Raw genomic sequence first — 15,257 nt, 5'->3', positions numbered from 1 at the left:
CGCCATGAGTGAACCGTCCCGGCCCACTGAGTCCCCCGTGCTCAGTGAGCTCGACCAGCTACCCGACCGTGACCACGAGGAGACCGCCGAATGGCAGGCCTCTCTCGACGCCGTCGTGCGGAACGCCGGGCCGGAACGGGCGGTGTACCTGATGCGGCGGGTGCACGAGTTCGCCGCGAAGTCCGGCACGTCCCTGCCCGGGCTGCTGTCCTCGGACTACGTCAACACCGTTCCGGCCGCCGCGCAGCCGGAGTTCGACGGTGACCTGGAGATGGAGTCCAGGATCACCGCGCTCAACCGGTGGAACGCGGCGGCGATGGTCACCCGTGCCGCGCGGCTGGGGCTGGGCGGCCACATCTCCACCTACGCCTCGGCGGCCTGGCTCTACGAGATCGGGTTCAACCACTTCTTCCGGGGCAAGGACGGCGACGGCTCGGGCGACCAGCTCTTCCTTCAGGGGCACGCCTCCCCGGGCATCTACGCGCGGGTGTTCCTCGAAGGGCGGCTGAGCAGGGATCAGCTGGACGCCTTCCGGCGGGAGGCCGACGGTCACGGCCTGCCGTCCTACCCGCACCCCCGGCGGCTGCCGTGGCTGTGGGAGTTCCCCACGGTCTCCATGGGACTGGGCCCGCTCGGCGCCGTCTACCAGGCCCGCTTCAACCGCTATCTGCGGGCCCGCGGTATCAAGGACACCTCCGCCTCGCGGGTGTGGGCGTTCCTCGGCGACGGGGAGACGGACGAACCGGAGTCCCTGGCCGCGCTGTCACTGGCCGCCCGCGAGGGACTGGACAACCTGACGTTCGTCGTCAACTGCAATCTGCAGCGCCTGGACGGGCCGGTGCGGTCCAACTCGAAGATCGTCCAGGAGTTGGAGGCCCGGTTCCGCGGCGCGGGCTGGCACGTGGTGAAGGCCCTGTGGGGCGAGGCCTGGGACCCGCTGCTGGCCCAGGACACCACCGGGCGCCTGGTGCGGCGCCTGGGCGAGGTGCCCGACGCGCAGCTGCAGACCCTGGCCGCGCGGGACGCCGCCTACATACGCAAGAGCTTCTTCACCGGTGACGCCCTGTCGGCCCTCTCGGCCTCCCTGAGCGACGCGCAGGTGGTCGAGCTGTTCGAGAACTCCCGGGGCGGACACGAGCCGTTGAAGGTGTACGCCGCCTACCGCGCCGCGGTGGAGCACCGGGGCGCGCCGACGGTGGTCCTCGCCCAGACGGTCAAGGGGCACACCCTGGGCCCCTCCTTCGAGTCCCGCAACGCCAACCACCAGATGAAGAAACTGACGATGGATCAGTTCCGGTCGATGCGGGACCTGTTGGAGCTTCCCATCCCCGACAGCGCGCTCGCCGGCGATCAGGTCCCGTACTGGCACCCGGGCGAGAACGCGCCCGAAGTCCGGTACCTGCGTGAGCGCCGGGCCGCCCTGGGCGGTCCCGCTCCGCTGCGGCGGGTGAACGCCACACCGCTGCCCGAGCCGCCCGCGAAGCCCTTCGAGGCGTTGGAACAGGGTTCCGGCCACCAGGAGGTCGCCACCACGATGGCGCTGGTCCGGCTCGTCAAGGACCTGATGCGCGACGGGCGAAGCGGGGCACGCTGGGTGCCGATCATCCCCGACGAGGCCCGTACGTTCGGCATGGAGTCGATGTTCCCCACGGCCGGCATCTACTCGCCGCTCGGCCAGACCTACGATCCGGTCGACGCGGACCAGTTGCTCCACTACAAGGAGAGCACCACCGGGCAGCTGCTCGTCGAGGGCATCACGGAGGCCGGTTCCGTGGCCGAGTTCACCGCCGCGGCGACCTCGTACGCGACGCACGGCGAGCCGATGATCCCCTTCTACATCTTCTACGCCATGTTCGGATTCCAGCGCACCGGGGACCAGTTCTGGGCGCTCGGCGACCAGATGGGCCGCGGCTTCGTGGTCGGCGGCACCGCCGGGCGCACCACCATGACCGGTGAGGGACTGCAGCACGGGGACGGGCACTCGCATCTGCTGGCCGCAACCAATCCGGCGGCGATCAGTTACGACCCGGCTTTCGCGTTCGAGATCGCGGTGATCGTGCGGGACGGTCTGCGCCGGATGTACGGCGATCGGCCAGAGAACGTCTTCTACTACCTGACCGTGTACAACGAGCCCAAGCACCAGCCGGCCATGCCGGCGGCGCCGGGCGTCGAGGAGGGCATCGTCCGCGGCATCTACCGGTTCCGGCCCGCCGATCCCGCCGCGGCCGGACCCCGGCTCCAGCTCCTGTCGTCCGGTACGGCGGTGCACTGGGCGCTGCGCGCGCAGGAACTCCTCGCCTCCGACTGGAACGTGCACGCCGACGTCTGGTCGGTGACGTCCTGGACGGAACTGCGCCGCGACGCGATGCGCGCCGACGACGCCCGGATGCGCGGCGAGGAGCGCACACCGTTCGTCACCCGGGCCCTGGCCGGCGCGCCGGGGCCGGTGCTGGCCGTCAGCGACTGGATGCGGCAGGTGCCCGACCAGATCAGCCAGTGGGTCGAGCAGGACTACTACTCCCTGGGCACCGACGGATTCGGTCTGTCCGACACCCGTGAGGCGGTGCGCCGCTACTTCCGGGTGGACCCCGAGTCGATCGTGGTGACCGCCCTGGACCGGCTGGCCCGGGCCGGGCAGATCCCCCCGGCGACCGTCACCCGGGCCCGCGCACGCTACGGCCTCGACCGGTGACCGGTGACACGACGGGTCCGACCCCCACCTGACACGGGCGACGACATCGTACGGGCCGGCCGCTGCGCTCAGCGCGGCCGCCGGCCCGGTCAACTCACCGACGCCCGGCGCGGAAGAAGCCTCGCCGTCGGCGGGCGGGCAGCGCGGTTGCCAGGTCGGGGACCTGGCCCCAGGCGGTGACCGTGCCGTACTCCTCGCTGCGGTGCACGGGGACAGGCGCGTGGCGGAGGCGGCTCCACAGCGTCCGGGCCGAACAGCGGCGACGCTTGGCCACCGTCCGGGCGAGATCGCCGGGGCGTATCGGGATGATCCGCGGTTCGCGGCGCATGAGTTCGTCCTGGCACGGCCGGCCCGGCGCGGAACGCGCACGGGCGGACCGGCGGCCGACGGGGCGGGGTTCGCGGGAGTCAGCGCACCGAGCGGGCGGCGTCCTCGATGACGTCGGTCACCTTCCCGGGCTGGGAGACGCTCACCGCGTGGGACGACCGCACCTCCGTGACGTGGGCGTGGGCCCGCTCCGCCATGAACTCCTGGGCCCTGCGCGGGATGTTGAGGTCCTGGGTGGCGACGAGGGCCCAGGACGGGATGGTCTTCCAGGCCGGCTCGGCCGCTCCCTCGGCCAGGGCGGCGTTGGTGACCGGTCGCTGGGTGACGGCCATCAGGTCGGTCCGGTCACGGGGCACGTCCGCGGCGAACTGGTGCCGGAACGTGTCGTTCTGGATGTAGAGGTCGGTGCCCTGGGAGCCGTCGGCGTTCGTGAACGGCACGGAACGCAGGGCGTCGCCGAGCGTGCTGCCCGGGAACTTCCCCGACAGGTCGATCGCGCTCTCGCCCTTTTCGGGGAGGAAGGCGGCGAGGTAGACCAGTGCCCTGACGTTCTTGTCGCCGGTGGCGGCATCGCTGATCACCGAGCCGCCGTAGGAGTGGCCGGCCAGGACGACGGGGCCGTCGATGCCCGCCAGGACGTCCCTGAGGTACGCGGAGTCGCCGCTCAGGGAGCGCAGCGGGTTGGCGACGGCGACCACCGGATAACCGTCGTGCCGGAGCTTCTCTATGACGCCGTTCCAGCTCGTGGCGTCGGCGAACGCACCGTGGACCAGCACGACGGTCGGCTTGGGGCCCTGCGAGGAGGTGCCCTTGTCGGCGGAGGCCGGGGCGACCGTGGTGACGAGCAGGCCCGCGGCGACGGTGGCGCCGGCCAGCACGGTGAGGGAGGTGCGGACCCGGCTGATGCGGGCGGTGCGGTTCATGTCGAGTGCCTTTCGGGAAGGTAGGGAGCGCTGCGGTTCGGGGGCGGTACGCCCTGGTCAGGGCCGGTGCCGGCCGCTGATCTCCTGGTGTTCGGCGGCGGTGGGCTTGGGGATCTGCGTGCCGGGGCCGTAGAGGACGCGGCTGAGCCCGACACGCAGGCGTCGCCCAAGGCGGCCGGGCAGGGCGCCGTCCAAGTCCCCGGCCGGAGCGGCCTCCAGGGGCCGGTACTGCTCGTGCGCGGTCAGGGTGTGCAGTCGCGCCTGGCTGAGCGGTTCATGGATCTCGACGTACTCGCCGTGCGGAAGCCGTTTGATGATGCCGCTCTCGCGTCCGTGCAGCACCTTGTCGCGGTCGCGCAGTTGCAGACCCAGTGCGACGCGTTTGGTGACGAGGAAGGCCAGCACCGGCACGGCGAACAAGCCGATCCGCGCCGCCCAGGTGACGGCGTTGGCAGAGACGTCCAGTCGGGTGGCGATCACGTCGTTGGCGGCGGCGAAGAGGGCCACCGCGTAGACACTGAGCCAGGCCACACCCAGAGCGGTCCGTACCGGGCGGTTGCGGGGGCGGTCCAGGAGGTGGTGCTCACGATCGTCGTCCGTGACCCAGGCCTCGATGAAGGGGTAGGCGCCCAGGGCCAGGAAGAGCAGCACACCGGTCAGCAGGGGCAGGATGTTGTCCAGGGCCAGGGTGTGGCCCCAGAAGTCGATCTCCCAGCCGGGCATGATGCGCAGGAAGCCGTCGGCGACGCCCATGTACCAGTCGGGCTGGGAGTCGGCGGAGACCTGGTCGGGGCGGAAGGGCCCGTATTTCCACACGGGGTTGATCTGCGCGACGGCGGCCATGAAGAAGATCACGCCGGAGACGAGGAAGAAGTAGGCGCCGGCCTTGACCGCGTACACCCGCAGCGGGATGCCGACGACGTTCCTGTCGGTGCGGCCCGGTCCGGGGTACTGGGTGTGCCGGTGCCGTAGGGCCAGGGCCAGGTGGCCGGCGATCAGAGCGACCATCAGTCCGGGGATGACCAGCACGTGGATGGTGTTGAAGCGGGCGATCAGGTCGTCGCCCGGGAACTCGCCGCCGAAGAGGAAGAACGACAGGTAGGTCCCGACGACCGGGATCGAGAGGATGGTGCCGTTCACGACCTGGAGGCCGGTTCCGGACAGCAGGTCGTCGGGCAGGTCGTAGCCGGTCAGCCCGCCGAACATGGCGAGGATGAGCAGCAGGAACCCGAATATCCAGTTCAGCTCTCGTGGCTTGCGGAACGCGCCGGTGAAGAAGACCCGGAGCATGTGCACGAACACGGCGGCGACGAAGACAAGTGCCGCCCAGTGGTGGGCCTGGCGGACGAGGAGACCGCCGCGCACGTCGAAGGAGATGTGCAGGGTCGAGTCGAATGCCTCCGACACCCACAGCCCCCGCAGCGGTGTGTGGCTGCCCTGGTAGACCACGGGGTCGGACGAGGGGTGGAAGTAGAAGCTCAGGTAGGCCCCTGTGATCAGCAGGACCACGAAACTGTAGAGCGCGATCTCGCCGAGCATGAACGACCAGTGGTCGGGGAAGACCATGCGCCGGGCGGAGCGCGCCAGCCGCTGGTAGCCGAGTCGGCCGTCCGCCCATTGCGCGAGCCTCTCCCCCGTGTGTCTCTGCTCCGTGTGGCTCTGCTCCGGTTCGACCGCCCGACTGTCGTCGCCCATCTCTCCACCATTCGTCTCTGCGTCACCCGAAGCCCGCGCGGCCGTGCGGCACAGCGGAACCGACTCGTCCGCGGCTGTGCTGTTCGGGCATGATTCGTGAACTGCCGTCCGAGTCATGACCGGTGAGGCGCCTCAGGTGTGACACGGGACGTCCGGATGACGTGCCACCGAGGTGGTGGCGGCCGGGCCGTCGAGTGCGGCACACACCGCCCGGTCCGACGCGCGGACCGGAGCCGGAACACCGACCGCTGTCACACACACGGTCCGCGTGCTGTCTTGCTGGACATGCACCCTGTCATCGCGAAAGCGCCGACCGCCGGAGCGGAGGCGGACTCCTACGCCGTCACGGCGGAGTTCTACGACATCCTGCAGGCCGCCGAGGACGAGAGGCGGGTACGTCGCCTCTACGGCCGCTCCGTCGCGAAGGCCCGTCGCGGTGTGCTGGACATCGGGGCCGGTACCGGTCGGGTCACACTCATGAGCCTGGCCGAGTCCCGGGCCGATGTGCACGCCGTCGAGCCGGCCCGGGCCATGCGCTCGTCCCTGATGACACGTCTCTCCGCCCTGCCCGCACGGCAGCGGGAGCGGGTGACCGTGCACCCGCACGCCCTGAACGAGGCGCCTCTGTACGCGGTCGCGGACGTGGCCGTCTGCCACAACACGGTCGCCTGCCTCTCGCCGGCCGCGCGTCACGCCCTCTGGCCCGCGATCGGCGCGGCCCTCGCCCCCGGCGGCTCGCTGTTCCTGCACCTGCCGCCGGCCCGGCTGCCGGCCCGCAACGTCCTGCGCGTCCTGCCCCGGCAGCGGGTCGGAGCGCACACCTACGGCGGGCGCATCGTGATGTCGAGGGCCGGGGACCGCATCCGCACATGCGTCGACTACTGGGTCCGGAGCGTGGAAGGTGTGCTGCGGGAGCACACCGAGACGTTCTGGATGTGGCCCGCATCGCGTTCCGCGCTCCTCGGCGACCTCGCACAGCACGGATTCGTCCCGTTGCCGGGGCACGACGACCCCGAGGTCCTGGCAGTCGCCCTCCATGCCCCGCCACGGCCCACGGTGTGTCCTCACAACCTGCGACCGGAATCGTCATGACGGGTGTGAAGACGTTCGTGATCGGGGACGAGCTGCGCACGGGTCGGTGCCGAGAAAGGACCATCCATGACAAGTTCGTGCGAGCGGCCGTGCGCCGGCACCTCGCCCCGGCGGCAGGCTCCCGCTAATGCGGCATGAGCAGCATCACGGCCGTCCCCAGCGCCATCGCTCCGTCGCGCAGATGGCCGTACGGGTCCGTCGCGGCGGCGCGGTGAGCGGTGTCCGTGGCGGACCGCAGTGCGGGCATGGGACGGGTCAAGGACCGGATGGCGCAGGCGAGGAGATACGCCGTCAGCAGGCCGGTGACGACGGCGGCCGGTACCGGGGTGCCGGCGGCACGGCCGGCCACCGCGATGTGGTGCGCGGCCGGGGTCCCGTGCGGGAGGGCGTCCCCACCGTGGGGGGTGTGCAGCATCCAGGCCATGGCCGCCATGCCGGCCGCGGGTGGCAGCCGGCCGGCGATCGCCGCCACGGTGTCCGCCGTACGGTGGTGGAGAGCGGTCAGCGGGAACCACAGGGCTGCGGCCGTGAAGAGGACCGTCAGGGCCGGACCGGACGGCGGTCGGACGGGGTTCCAGGGCATCGCCGCCATGGCCGCGGCCATGGCGAAGTGCAGGAGGTGGTCCACCCGGTCGCGGCGGCCCGTCCCGGGTGACCGGACGCCGTGCAGCAGTGCGTGCGACGCGGCCACGGCGAAGAGCGCCGTCAGCATGCCGTTCGCCACGTCGGCGGGAGTGTCCATGGGGCGGGTCAGACGGTGTGTCCGGGAGCGGTGCGGTCATGTACTGGCGTCTCGTCCGACACTGTGTGCGCCTTCCCTGGTCCACGACGGTTCGCACTCCTGACCGGATGCACGGTCGGTTCGTGACAGGGTGTGTCACCTGACAGGCGGCAGGCGCCATCGTGTCATCGGCTCCTTGTAACATGATGCGTACGAAGCCAGAAGGGATGATCCATGCAGGCCGGCGCCCGCTCCGACAACCTTGATCAGGCGACGAAGGACTTCCTGTCTGCGCGTTCACAGCTTTTCGGCATCGCGTACCGTCTCCTGGGCAGTGCGGTGGAGGCCGAGGACGTCGTGCAGGAGACCTGGCTGCGCTGGCAGAACACGGACCGCGCGAGGGTCCAGGAACCCGCCGCCTTCCTGACCACGGTCGCCACCCGGTTGGCGATCAACCTGGCCCAGTCCGCACGGGTCCGGCGGGAGTCCTATGTGGGCCCCTGGCTGCCCGAGCCCGTCGACACCGCGCAGGATCCGCAGCTGGGCGCGGAGCGGGCCGAGGCCCTGGAGATGGCGGTTCTGATGCTTCTGGAGAAGCTGAATCCCGTGGAGCGCACCGCCTACGTCCTGCGCGAGGCGTTCGACTATCCCTACGGGCGGGTCGCCGAGATCCTGGAGACGACCGAGGCCAACGCCCGTCAGCTGGTCAGCCGCGGACGCAGGCACCTGGCCGCCGAGCGCAGGGAGCGCGTCGCCCCGGCAGACCACCGGCGGCTGCTGGAGGTGTTCCTCACCGCGGCGCGGACGGGTGATCTGACGGTACTGGAGGACGTCCTCGCCGCCGACGTCGTCAGCTACTCGGACGGCGGCGGCATCCGCGGCGCGTCCAGGATCCCGGTGGTCGGGCGGCGCCGTGTCGCCCAGTACCTCGTGGCCTTCGCTCCCCGCTTCTGGCCACGGACGGAGGTCCGGTGGGTCGAGGCGAACGCCCGGCCGGCCGTGCTGGTCTCCTCCGGCGGAGCGCCCGTCGCCCTGCTGTCCGTCGATGTCTCGGCGGACGGCATCGACCGGATCATGTGGGTGATGAACCCGGCCAAGCTGTCGCCCTATGCGGCCGCGCTGAGCGGCTGACCCGCTCGGGCGGCCTTGCGGCGCCAGATGGACGTCACAGGAACCGTTGCTCGCCGGTCATTGAGTAGTCCGGTCCGGCCCGCACGAGAGACCGTCCCGGTCCGCGCGGGGCGCACCACGGTCAGGTCCGTCGCCGCCCTCCGCGTCCAAGGCCCCCGCATACGCACTCCCGGACCTGTACCGGGACGCCGTACCACGACGACATCGGAGTCATGCCGTGACCGAGCGGATCCAGTTGCCCACCCTGTCGACCGAGAAGGACTACGACGGGGACGAGTTCTCGCCCATCTACACGACCACCGTGACGGTCCACGGCGGTGTCGCCTCGCACGGGCGGGCTTCCGGACGGGCACGCTCGTCCGACGGTGCCCTGGACCTCGATCTGCGGATGCCCGCCGAACTGGGCGGGGACGGCCGGGGAACCAATCCTGAGCAGCTCTTCGCGGCCGGCTTCGCGGCGTGCTTCCACGGCGCGCTGAGCCTGCTGGCCCGGCGGGAGGCGCTCGACCCCGCAGCCATCTCGGTGGTGGCGACCGTCGCCTTCGGACGGGATCCCGAGGACGGCGGCTACGTGCTGCGCGTCGGCCTGGTGGTGCGCTGGCCCGGTGTCGCCCGGGAGACGGCCGCCGGACTGATGGAGGAGGCCGACGCGTTGTGTCCCTACGCGCGCATGGCCTGGAGGGGCACGCCGACCACCATCGCCCTCGACTCCTGACCGGTACGTCCATCCGGCCATCCGTGGCCGCCGCCCCTGCGGCGAGGGCCACGGATGGTGGGTCCGGCCGGTCAGGACGGGACCCACAGGTCCACGTCGGCGGCTTCCTCCTTGCCGACGGTGAAGGCGGAGATCTCCTTCTTGTGCAGGCTCTGCGGGGCCATGGTGGCGACCAGGGGATGGTCACGGGGAGGGTCACACCGTTGGTTCAGCCCCGAGGGCGTGGCGGAGAAGAACTCCGCGTTGACGGAACGGAAGTGCGCCCAGTGCCGCGGCAGGTCGTCCTCGTGGAAGATGGCCTCCACGGGGCATTCGGTCACACATGCCCGGTCCTTGATGTCGACGCAGGGCTGCGCGATGACGTAGGTCATCCCTCTTCTCCTCCTCGCCGTCGCACGCTTCACGGACGGCTCCCGCGGCCGTCGGGCTCGTCGATATGACCGTCGACGCCGTCATGTTGTGACACCCGCACACTCCCGAGCGGGCGGTGCCGGTGTCACAGACCGCCGCCCGGCCCGGTCCTAGTCAGTGACCACCCACAGCGACGGGAGCAATCGTGCCTATCACCGAACAACGTCTGTCCACCACGGTGCTGGTGATCGGTACCGGCGGAGCCGGCCTGCGGGCGGCGATCGAACTGGCCGAGGCCGGCGTCGACGTGATCGCCGTCGGCAAGCGCCCCAAGGAGGACACGCACACCTCGCTGGCCGCCGGCGGGATCAACGCGGCCCTGGCCACCATGGATCCCGAGGACAGTTGGCAGCAGCACGCCGCGGACACCCTCAAGGAGAGTTACCTGCTCGGCGACCCCCGCACGGTCGAGATCGTCACCCAGGGCGCCGCCCTGGGCATCGACGACCTGGAACGCTACGGCATGGCCTTCGCCCGCGAGGAGGACGGCCGGATCTCGCAGCGCTTCTTCGGCGCCCACAAGTTCCGCCGTACCGCCTTCGCCGGCGACTACACCGGCCTGGAGATCCAGCGCACCCTCATCCGGCGCGCGAGCCAGCTGGACATACCCGTGCTCGACAGCGTGTACATCACCCGCCTGCTGGTCCACGACGGAGCCGTCTTCGGGGCCTACGGCTTCGACCTCGGCAACGGCACCCGTCACCTGATCCACGCGGACGCCGTGATCCTCGCGGCCGGCGGGCACACCCGCATCTGGCGCCGCACCTCCTCGCGACGGGACGAGAACACCGGTGACTCCTTCCGCCTGGCGGTCGAGGCGGGGGCCCGGCTGCGCGACCCCGAACTGGTCCAGTTCCACCCCTCCGGCATCATCGAACCGGAGAACGCCGCCGGCACCCTGGTCAGCGAGGCCGCCCGCGGCGAGGGCGGGATCCTGCGCAACGCCCTCGGCGAGCGGTACATGAACCGCTACGACCCGCAGCGCATGGAACTGTCCACCCGCGACCGTGTGGCCCTCGCCTCCTACACCGAGATCAAGGAAGGCCGCGGCACCCCCAACGGCGGGGTCTGGCTCGACGTCTCCCACCTCCCCCGGCAGACGATCATGAACCGGCTGCCCCGGGTCTACCAGACGCTCCTCGAACTGCAGATGCTCGACATCACCCGCGACCCCATCGAGGTCGCGCCCACGGCGCACTACTCGATGGGCGGCGTCTGGGTCCGCCCCGAGGACCACAGCACCGACGTCCGCGGCCTGTACGCCATCGGCGAGGCCGCCAGCGGCCTGCACGGCGCCAACCGCCTCGGCGGCAACAGCCTCATCGAACTCCTCGTCTACGGCCGCATCACCGGCCAGGCGGCCGCCGCCTACTCGGAGTCACTGACCGCGCAGCCCCGGTCCGCTGCCGCCGTGGCCCAGGCCCGCGCCGAGGTCGACGAACTGCTCGCCGCGGACGGACCGGAGAACGTCCGCGCCCTTCAGCGCGCCATCCGCAACACCATGACCGAACACGCCGGGGTCGTCCGTGACGAGCAGGGTCTGCGCGCCGGCCTGGCGGAACTGGACACCATCGAGAAGCGCATGGAGAACGTCGGAGTCCACCCCGACATCGCCGGTTTCCAGGACCTCGCGCACGCCTTCGACCTCAAGTCGGCGGCGCTGGCCGCCCGCGCCACTCTCGAAGCCGCGCTGGAACGCCGGGAAACCCGCGGTTGTCACAACCGCAGAGATTTCCCCGACATGGACCCCGCCTTCCGCGTCAACCTGGTCTGGTCCCCGGCCACCGGAATCACCCACGAGAGCATTCCGCCCATCGCCGCCGAGATCGCGTCCCTCATGGCAGACGTCTCCACCGAGGGAAAGCTCGTCGAATAGCCGTCCTCACATCATGAGAGGCGCGGGACACGCAGTGACCTTGTCACAGACAACACGCACACCCGGTCCTTCCTGATGCGGACGACATCGCGGAGACCCGTTTCACCGACTGGCTCGCGCGGCGGCGCTGAGTCGCCGGTGGGGGGCCTGTCGTCGCCATCGCGGCACGACAGGCCCCTTCCCCACCTCTGGAACGAAAGCCACTCACCATGCTGATCCACCGCTCGCGGGCCCGTTCCCACGGCCTCGGTCCGTTCCCGGCACTGACCGGCATCTACACCATCGACCCGGTGCACAGCACGATCGGGTTCTCCGTCCGGCACGCCATGATCTCCCATGTCCACGGGAGGTTCGGCCGTTTCGAGGGCCTGCTGAAACTCGACGGCTCCGACCCGTCGCGTTCCGAGGCGTACGTGAGTGTCCAGACGGACAGTCTGGACACGGGAGTCCGGGAGCGCGACGCGCACCTGGGAGGACCCGTCTTCTTCGATTCCACGACGTTCCCGCTGATGAGCTTCCGCTCCACCGGCATCGTCCCGCTCGCCGACGGTGCCTTCCGCCTCGCGGGAAGTCTGCGCGTCAAGGACATCGAGCTGCCCCTGGACGTCGACGTCGTCCTCGGCGGCGCCGGCGACGACGCCTTCGGGAACCATCGGGTCGGCTTCGAGGGCACGGCCACCCTGCGGCGTTCGGACTGGGGGCTGTCCTGGAACACGCCGTTGGAGACGGGGGGCGTCCTCGTCGGCGACAAGGTGACTCTGGCCCTCGACGTCTCGGCGGTACGGGTGGACCGGGGCACGGCGGCCTGACGGGAAGCCGATGCGGGTGGGCGGGGTGGTTCCGGTTCCGGCTCCCCGGCCACCCCGCCGTCAGGCGGCGGCCTCCGTCGCCGCCTCGCGCTCCGCGGGCCGGCGCATGGCACGGCGCTCCCCCTCCGTCGTACCGCCCCAGATGCCCTCGATCGGACCCGCGTCCACGGCCCACGCCAAGCACTTCTCCAGCACGGGGCATCGACGGCAGACGGCCTTCGCCGCGTCCGTCTGTATCGCTACCGGACCACTGCTGACGCTGCCTATCGGAAAGAAGAGATCAGGGTCTTCGCGTAGGCACAGGCCCCGTACGCGCCAATCCATGGAACACCTCCTGGTCGGCATTACGTCACCGCCGCTCACTTCAAAGACCGAACGGCCGGCGCCTATGTGACATCGGGCAGGTGCCGATCCGGCAAGAAATCCACCGGGAAACTGTCACGAAGAGCCTGCGCCGCCGGTCACTTGGGGCGGAGGTGATCGCGGCATCCCGTCAGAACCGCCGACGCGCCCGCCCGCGGGCCACGTCGGACGGCCGGATGGTCGCCTCCGTGAATTCACCGGTAGCAGAAGAACGGAGACCCAAGGATCATGCATCCAGAGGCGCCCCCTGTGGAAGGCGACTTGAGCGAGGCCGTTTCCGTCTTCGTGGAGCTCCGGCCGCGTCTCTTCGGCATCGCCTATCGCGTGCTGGGCAGTGCGGCGGAGGCCGAGGACGTCGTCCAGGAGGTGTGGCTGCGCTGGCAGAGAACCGACCGTTCCGTCGTGGTCAGCCCCGTGGCGTTCCTGTCGAGTACCACCACGCGGCTGGCCATCAACGTGGCTCAGTCGGCCCGTGTCCGCCGCGAGACCTACATCGGTCCCTGGTTGCCCGAGCCCGTCGACACCAGCCATGACCCGGTGGTCGGCGCCGAACGGGCGGAGGCACTGGAACTCGCCCTGCTCCTGGTGCTGGAGAAGCTTCCCCCGGTCGAGCGCGCCGCATACGTCCTGCGGGAGGCCTTCGACTACGCCTACCCGGAGATCGCGCGCATCCTGCGGCTCAGCCCCGTCAACGTGCGGAAGATCGTGAGCCGGGCGCGCAAACACCTCGCCGACGAGCAGCGGGACAGCGTCGACGCCGCCGAGCACCGCAGACTCCTCCATGCCTTCGTCGCCGCTGCTCGGCAGGGGGACGTCGCCTCACTGGAGGCACTGCTCACACCGGACGCGGTCAGTCTGTCCGACGGGAACGGCATCCGGGGAGCTGCCCGGGTCCCCGTCCTGGGCCGGGCCCGGGTGGCGAACCTGTCGACCGCCTATCCACGGTTCTGGCCGGCGGTCGAGGCCGAACAGGTCGAGGCCAACGGGCGTGGCGGAGTCCTGCTTCACCGGGGCGGGCGACCGGCCACGTTCATGACCATCGCGGCCACGCGCCGTGGCGTTCACCAGGTGATGTGGGTCTTCAACCCGAGCAAGATCGCCGCTTTCGTCGACTCCCGCTCCCGTTGTGCGGCTGTCAGTTTCGCCTGAGACCGACTCCTGCTTCGGCAGATGAGCGCATCAGGCACGAGGGCGGTTCCAGGAACGCAGTTTGTCGGGGTTGAGGACGACCCAGACCCGTACGACGCGGGAGCCGGCCACGTCGAGACCGACGACGGCGGCGACCTGGTCGGCGTAGCGAGCGACGAGACCCGTGCGGCCGTTGACCGGGTGGGCGCACAAGGTGGTGCGCGGGTGACGGGCGAGCAGCGTCAGCAGACTCCGGGCGACCCTTTCACTGCCGACGACCGGACGGGTCTGCGCGCGGACCTTGCCTCCGCCGTCGAAGAACGCGATGACGTCGCTGGACAGCAGGGAGAGCAGACCGGCGGTGTCCTCATCGGCGCAGGCCTGTCGTACGGAGTGGACGATCCGGTCCTGCCGACACGGTGGTGCCGGCTGTGCACGCCGGGCCCGCAGGCTGCGAAGGGCATGGTCCGCCGGCCCGGTGCTTGCGCGCTCTGCCTGTTCCTCGGCGCCCGCGACCGCGCCTGCTGCCACCTCCGGAACACCGTCGAGCCGCGCCAGGGAGATTCTCCCCACGGTCTGGGTCAGCCAGGCTCTCGGCGTCCCGATCCGCGCCCGACGGTGATCGGAGAGCCCGTACCACTCCCGGTACGCTTCGTCGGTGACGCGCTCGGCGGCGACACGGCTGCCCAGCATCCAGTGTGCGACCTCCAGCAGATGCCGGCGCTCGTCCAGCATCTCCGCGATCGACATCGTGTCACCGGCCGGTTCCATACCGCCTCCTCCCCCTGAACAGCCATCAGGTCGCTGCCCCGTGCCACCGTATCCACCTTTCTGTGGACGGCACGGTGTCCTCGCCCCAAACACACTTTCCCTTGCGGCTCGTTCGGAACCCTCGGGCAAGGAGCGGGAGGAGCGGATTCCTGGGGTTGTCACAGCTCTCCTCGCTGTTCGGTCAAAGCGGTGTCGGCGGCTCGGCGGTGACCGGCCGAGCCCGGAGCGACGGAGGAAGAGCATGAAGGACGAGAGCATGCCCCGGAGCACTGACCGGCGGACCGATCCCGCCGCCGTGACCGCGTCGCTCGCGGCGGAGGCTGCCCTGCTGGAGGGACGTATGAGCGTGCTCCGGGAAGCGATCGACTCGGTGGACGCCCGCATCGACGCGGTCTCCGAGACCCTGAGGCGACTGCGGCACCCCGTGGCGGGTGCCACCGACGACGACGTGTGCTCGGCGACCGGGCGTCCCTGACGGATCGCGCGGGCGGATCCGGTGGGTCACCGTGGCAGGCGATCCGTTCCCCCGCCGCCCGCTTCCCTTCTCGACGGGCACGGACCCCTGCATATGATGTCCGGGTAGCATCCCCTCGGTGCTGGGCC

At 70.6% G+C, this 15,257-nt stretch carries 14 protein-coding genes and 1 pseudogene; 8 read left to right on the top strand and 7 right to left on the bottom strand.

Features of this window, described 5'->3' with window-relative positions:
* Positions 1-4: 4 nt before the first annotated feature.
* On the top strand, positions 5-2,692 hold the full coding sequence (gene aceE / locus ACIPSJ_RS25185) for a pyruvate dehydrogenase (acetyl-transferring), homodimeric type (protein WP_401349081.1): 2,688 nt from the start codon (positions 5-7) through the stop codon (positions 2,690-2,692).
* 94 nt (positions 2,693-2,786) lie between these two features.
* Here aceE and ACIPSJ_RS25180 read toward each other — a convergent pair whose 3' ends face one another.
* The 3 genes from ACIPSJ_RS25180 to ACIPSJ_RS25170 all read right to left on the bottom strand — a co-directional run bounded on the left by ACIPSJ_RS25180 (position 2,787) and on the right by ACIPSJ_RS25170 (position 5,637).
* Entirely contained in the window at positions 2,787-3,020 is a 234-nt protein-coding gene (locus ACIPSJ_RS25180; protein WP_401349078.1) for a hypothetical protein, read from the bottom strand.
* Positions 3,021-3,099: 79 nt separating this feature from the next.
* Positions 3,100-3,942 carry an alpha/beta fold hydrolase gene (locus tag ACIPSJ_RS25175; RefSeq protein ID WP_401349075.1) on the bottom strand — a complete coding sequence of 281 codons (843 nt, stop codon included), beginning with the start codon at positions 3,940-3,942 and terminating at the stop codon, positions 3,100-3,102.
* Between the two features lie 57 nt (positions 3,943-3,999).
* A complete protein-coding gene (locus tag ACIPSJ_RS25170; protein WP_401349072.1) occupies positions 4,000-5,637 on the bottom strand; it encodes a cytochrome bc complex cytochrome b subunit in 1,638 nt (545 codons plus the stop codon).
* 285 nt (positions 5,638-5,922) lie between these two features.
* Here ACIPSJ_RS25170 and ACIPSJ_RS25165 point away from each other — a divergent pair, with 285 nt between their 5' ends.
* Complete coding sequence (locus tag ACIPSJ_RS25165; protein WP_401349069.1) at positions 5,923-6,729, top strand: class I SAM-dependent methyltransferase; 807 nt, start codon at positions 5,923-5,925, stop codon at positions 6,727-6,729.
* Positions 6,730-6,853: 124 nt separating this feature from the next.
* Here ACIPSJ_RS25165 and ACIPSJ_RS25160 read toward each other — a convergent pair whose 3' ends face one another.
* A complete protein-coding gene (locus ACIPSJ_RS25160; protein ID WP_401349066.1) occupies positions 6,854-7,471 on the bottom strand; it encodes a DUF5134 domain-containing protein in 618 nt (205 codons plus the stop codon).
* A 213-nt stretch (positions 7,472-7,684) separates the two neighbouring features.
* On the opposite strand from ACIPSJ_RS25160, the gene ACIPSJ_RS25155 reads away from it, so the two are divergent.
* Together ACIPSJ_RS25155 and ACIPSJ_RS25150 are read left to right on the top strand one after the other, a co-directional pair.
* Positions 7,685-8,581: an RNA polymerase sigma-70 factor gene (locus tag ACIPSJ_RS25155; RefSeq protein ID WP_401349063.1), complete on the top strand. Its 897-nt coding sequence runs from the start codon at positions 7,685-7,687 to the stop codon at positions 8,579-8,581.
* A 217-nt stretch (positions 8,582-8,798) separates the two neighbouring features.
* Positions 8,799-9,296, top strand: coding sequence for an Ohr family peroxiredoxin (locus tag ACIPSJ_RS25150; RefSeq protein WP_359221334.1), 498 nt, complete (start codon positions 8,799-8,801; stop codon positions 9,294-9,296).
* A gap of 149 nt (positions 9,297-9,445) precedes the next feature.
* Here the strand turns inward: ACIPSJ_RS25150 and ACIPSJ_RS25145 are convergent.
* Positions 9,446-9,667 (bottom strand): annotated as a pseudogene (locus ACIPSJ_RS25145) (ferredoxin family protein); the annotation flags it as partial.
* Between the two features lie 185 nt (positions 9,668-9,852).
* On the opposite strand from ACIPSJ_RS25145, the gene ACIPSJ_RS25140 reads away from it, so the two are divergent.
* Both ACIPSJ_RS25140 and ACIPSJ_RS25135 read left to right on the top strand, forming a co-directional pair.
* Positions 9,853-11,583, top strand: a complete 1,731-nt coding sequence (locus ACIPSJ_RS25140; RefSeq protein ID WP_401349059.1) for an L-aspartate oxidase — start codon at positions 9,853-9,855, stop codon at positions 11,581-11,583.
* A gap of 209 nt (positions 11,584-11,792) precedes the next feature.
* Complete coding sequence (locus ACIPSJ_RS25135) at positions 11,793-12,392, top strand: YceI family protein (RefSeq protein ID WP_401349056.1); 600 nt, start codon at positions 11,793-11,795, stop codon at positions 12,390-12,392.
* Between the two features lie 60 nt (positions 12,393-12,452).
* Here ACIPSJ_RS25135 and ACIPSJ_RS25130 read toward each other — a convergent pair whose 3' ends face one another.
* Positions 12,453-12,716: a WhiB family transcriptional regulator gene (locus ACIPSJ_RS25130; protein ID WP_359221340.1), complete on the bottom strand. Its 264-nt coding sequence runs from the start codon at positions 12,714-12,716 to the stop codon at positions 12,453-12,455.
* 267 nt (positions 12,717-12,983) lie between these two features.
* Between ACIPSJ_RS25130 and ACIPSJ_RS25125 the strand changes: the two genes are divergently transcribed.
* Positions 12,984-13,904 (top strand): sigma-70 family RNA polymerase sigma factor, encoded by a 921-nt coding sequence (locus ACIPSJ_RS25125; protein WP_401349053.1) that lies wholly within the window; start codon positions 12,984-12,986, stop codon positions 13,902-13,904.
* Positions 13,905-13,934: 30 nt separating this feature from the next.
* Here the strand turns inward: ACIPSJ_RS25125 and ACIPSJ_RS25120 are convergent, their stop codons facing one another.
* Positions 13,935-14,654 carry an RNA polymerase subunit sigma gene (locus tag ACIPSJ_RS25120; RefSeq protein ID WP_401349050.1) on the bottom strand — a complete coding sequence of 240 codons (720 nt, stop codon included), beginning with the start codon at positions 14,652-14,654 and terminating at the stop codon, positions 13,935-13,937.
* A 256-nt stretch (positions 14,655-14,910) separates the two neighbouring features.
* Between ACIPSJ_RS25120 and ACIPSJ_RS25115 the strand changes: the two genes are divergently transcribed.
* On the top strand, positions 14,911-15,129 hold the full coding sequence (locus ACIPSJ_RS25115; protein WP_401349047.1) for a hypothetical protein: 219 nt from the start codon (positions 14,911-14,913) through the stop codon (positions 15,127-15,129).
* The last annotated feature ends 128 nt before the right edge of the window (positions 15,130-15,257 follow it).

The sequence above is a fragment of the Streptomyces sp. NPDC090088 genome (assembly GCF_044747345.1).
GTDB lineage: Bacteria > Actinomycetota > Actinomycetes > Streptomycetales > Streptomycetaceae > Streptomyces.
Note: the sequence above shows the minus strand (reverse complement) of the source record. Positions and strands in the feature narration are given on the sequence as shown.

Coding starts and splice junctions, on each gene's coding strand:
- aceE (WP_401349081.1), top strand. CDS start 5: ATGAGTGAACCGTCCCGGCCCACTGAGTCCCCCGTGCTCAGTGAGCTC.
- ACIPSJ_RS25180 (WP_401349078.1), bottom strand. CDS start 3,020: ATGCGCCGCGAACCGCGGATCATCCCGATACGCCCCGGCGATCTCGCC.
- ACIPSJ_RS25175 (WP_401349075.1), bottom strand. CDS start 3,942: ATGAACCGCACCGCCCGCATCAGCCGGGTCCGCACCTCCCTCACCGTG.
- ACIPSJ_RS25170 (WP_401349072.1), bottom strand. CDS start 5,637: ATGGGCGACGACAGTCGGGCGGTCGAACCGGAGCAGAGCCACACGGAG.
- ACIPSJ_RS25165 (WP_401349069.1), top strand. CDS start 5,923: ATGCACCCTGTCATCGCGAAAGCGCCGACCGCCGGAGCGGAGGCGGAC.
- ACIPSJ_RS25160 (WP_401349066.1), bottom strand. CDS start 7,471: ATGGACACTCCCGCCGACGTGGCGAACGGCATGCTGACGGCGCTCTTC.
- ACIPSJ_RS25155 (WP_401349063.1), top strand. CDS start 7,685: ATGCAGGCCGGCGCCCGCTCCGACAACCTTGATCAGGCGACGAAGGAC.
- ACIPSJ_RS25135 (WP_401349056.1), top strand. CDS start 11,793: ATGCTGATCCACCGCTCGCGGGCCCGTTCCCACGGCCTCGGTCCGTTC.
- ACIPSJ_RS25130 (WP_359221340.1), bottom strand. CDS start 12,716: ATGGATTGGCGCGTACGGGGCCTGTGCCTACGCGAAGACCCTGATCTC.
- ACIPSJ_RS25125 (WP_401349053.1), top strand. CDS start 12,984: ATGCATCCAGAGGCGCCCCCTGTGGAAGGCGACTTGAGCGAGGCCGTT.
- ACIPSJ_RS25120 (WP_401349050.1), bottom strand. CDS start 14,654: ATGGAACCGGCCGGTGACACGATGTCGATCGCGGAGATGCTGGACGAG.
- ACIPSJ_RS25115 (WP_401349047.1), top strand. CDS start 14,911: ATGCCCCGGAGCACTGACCGGCGGACCGATCCCGCCGCCGTGACCGCG.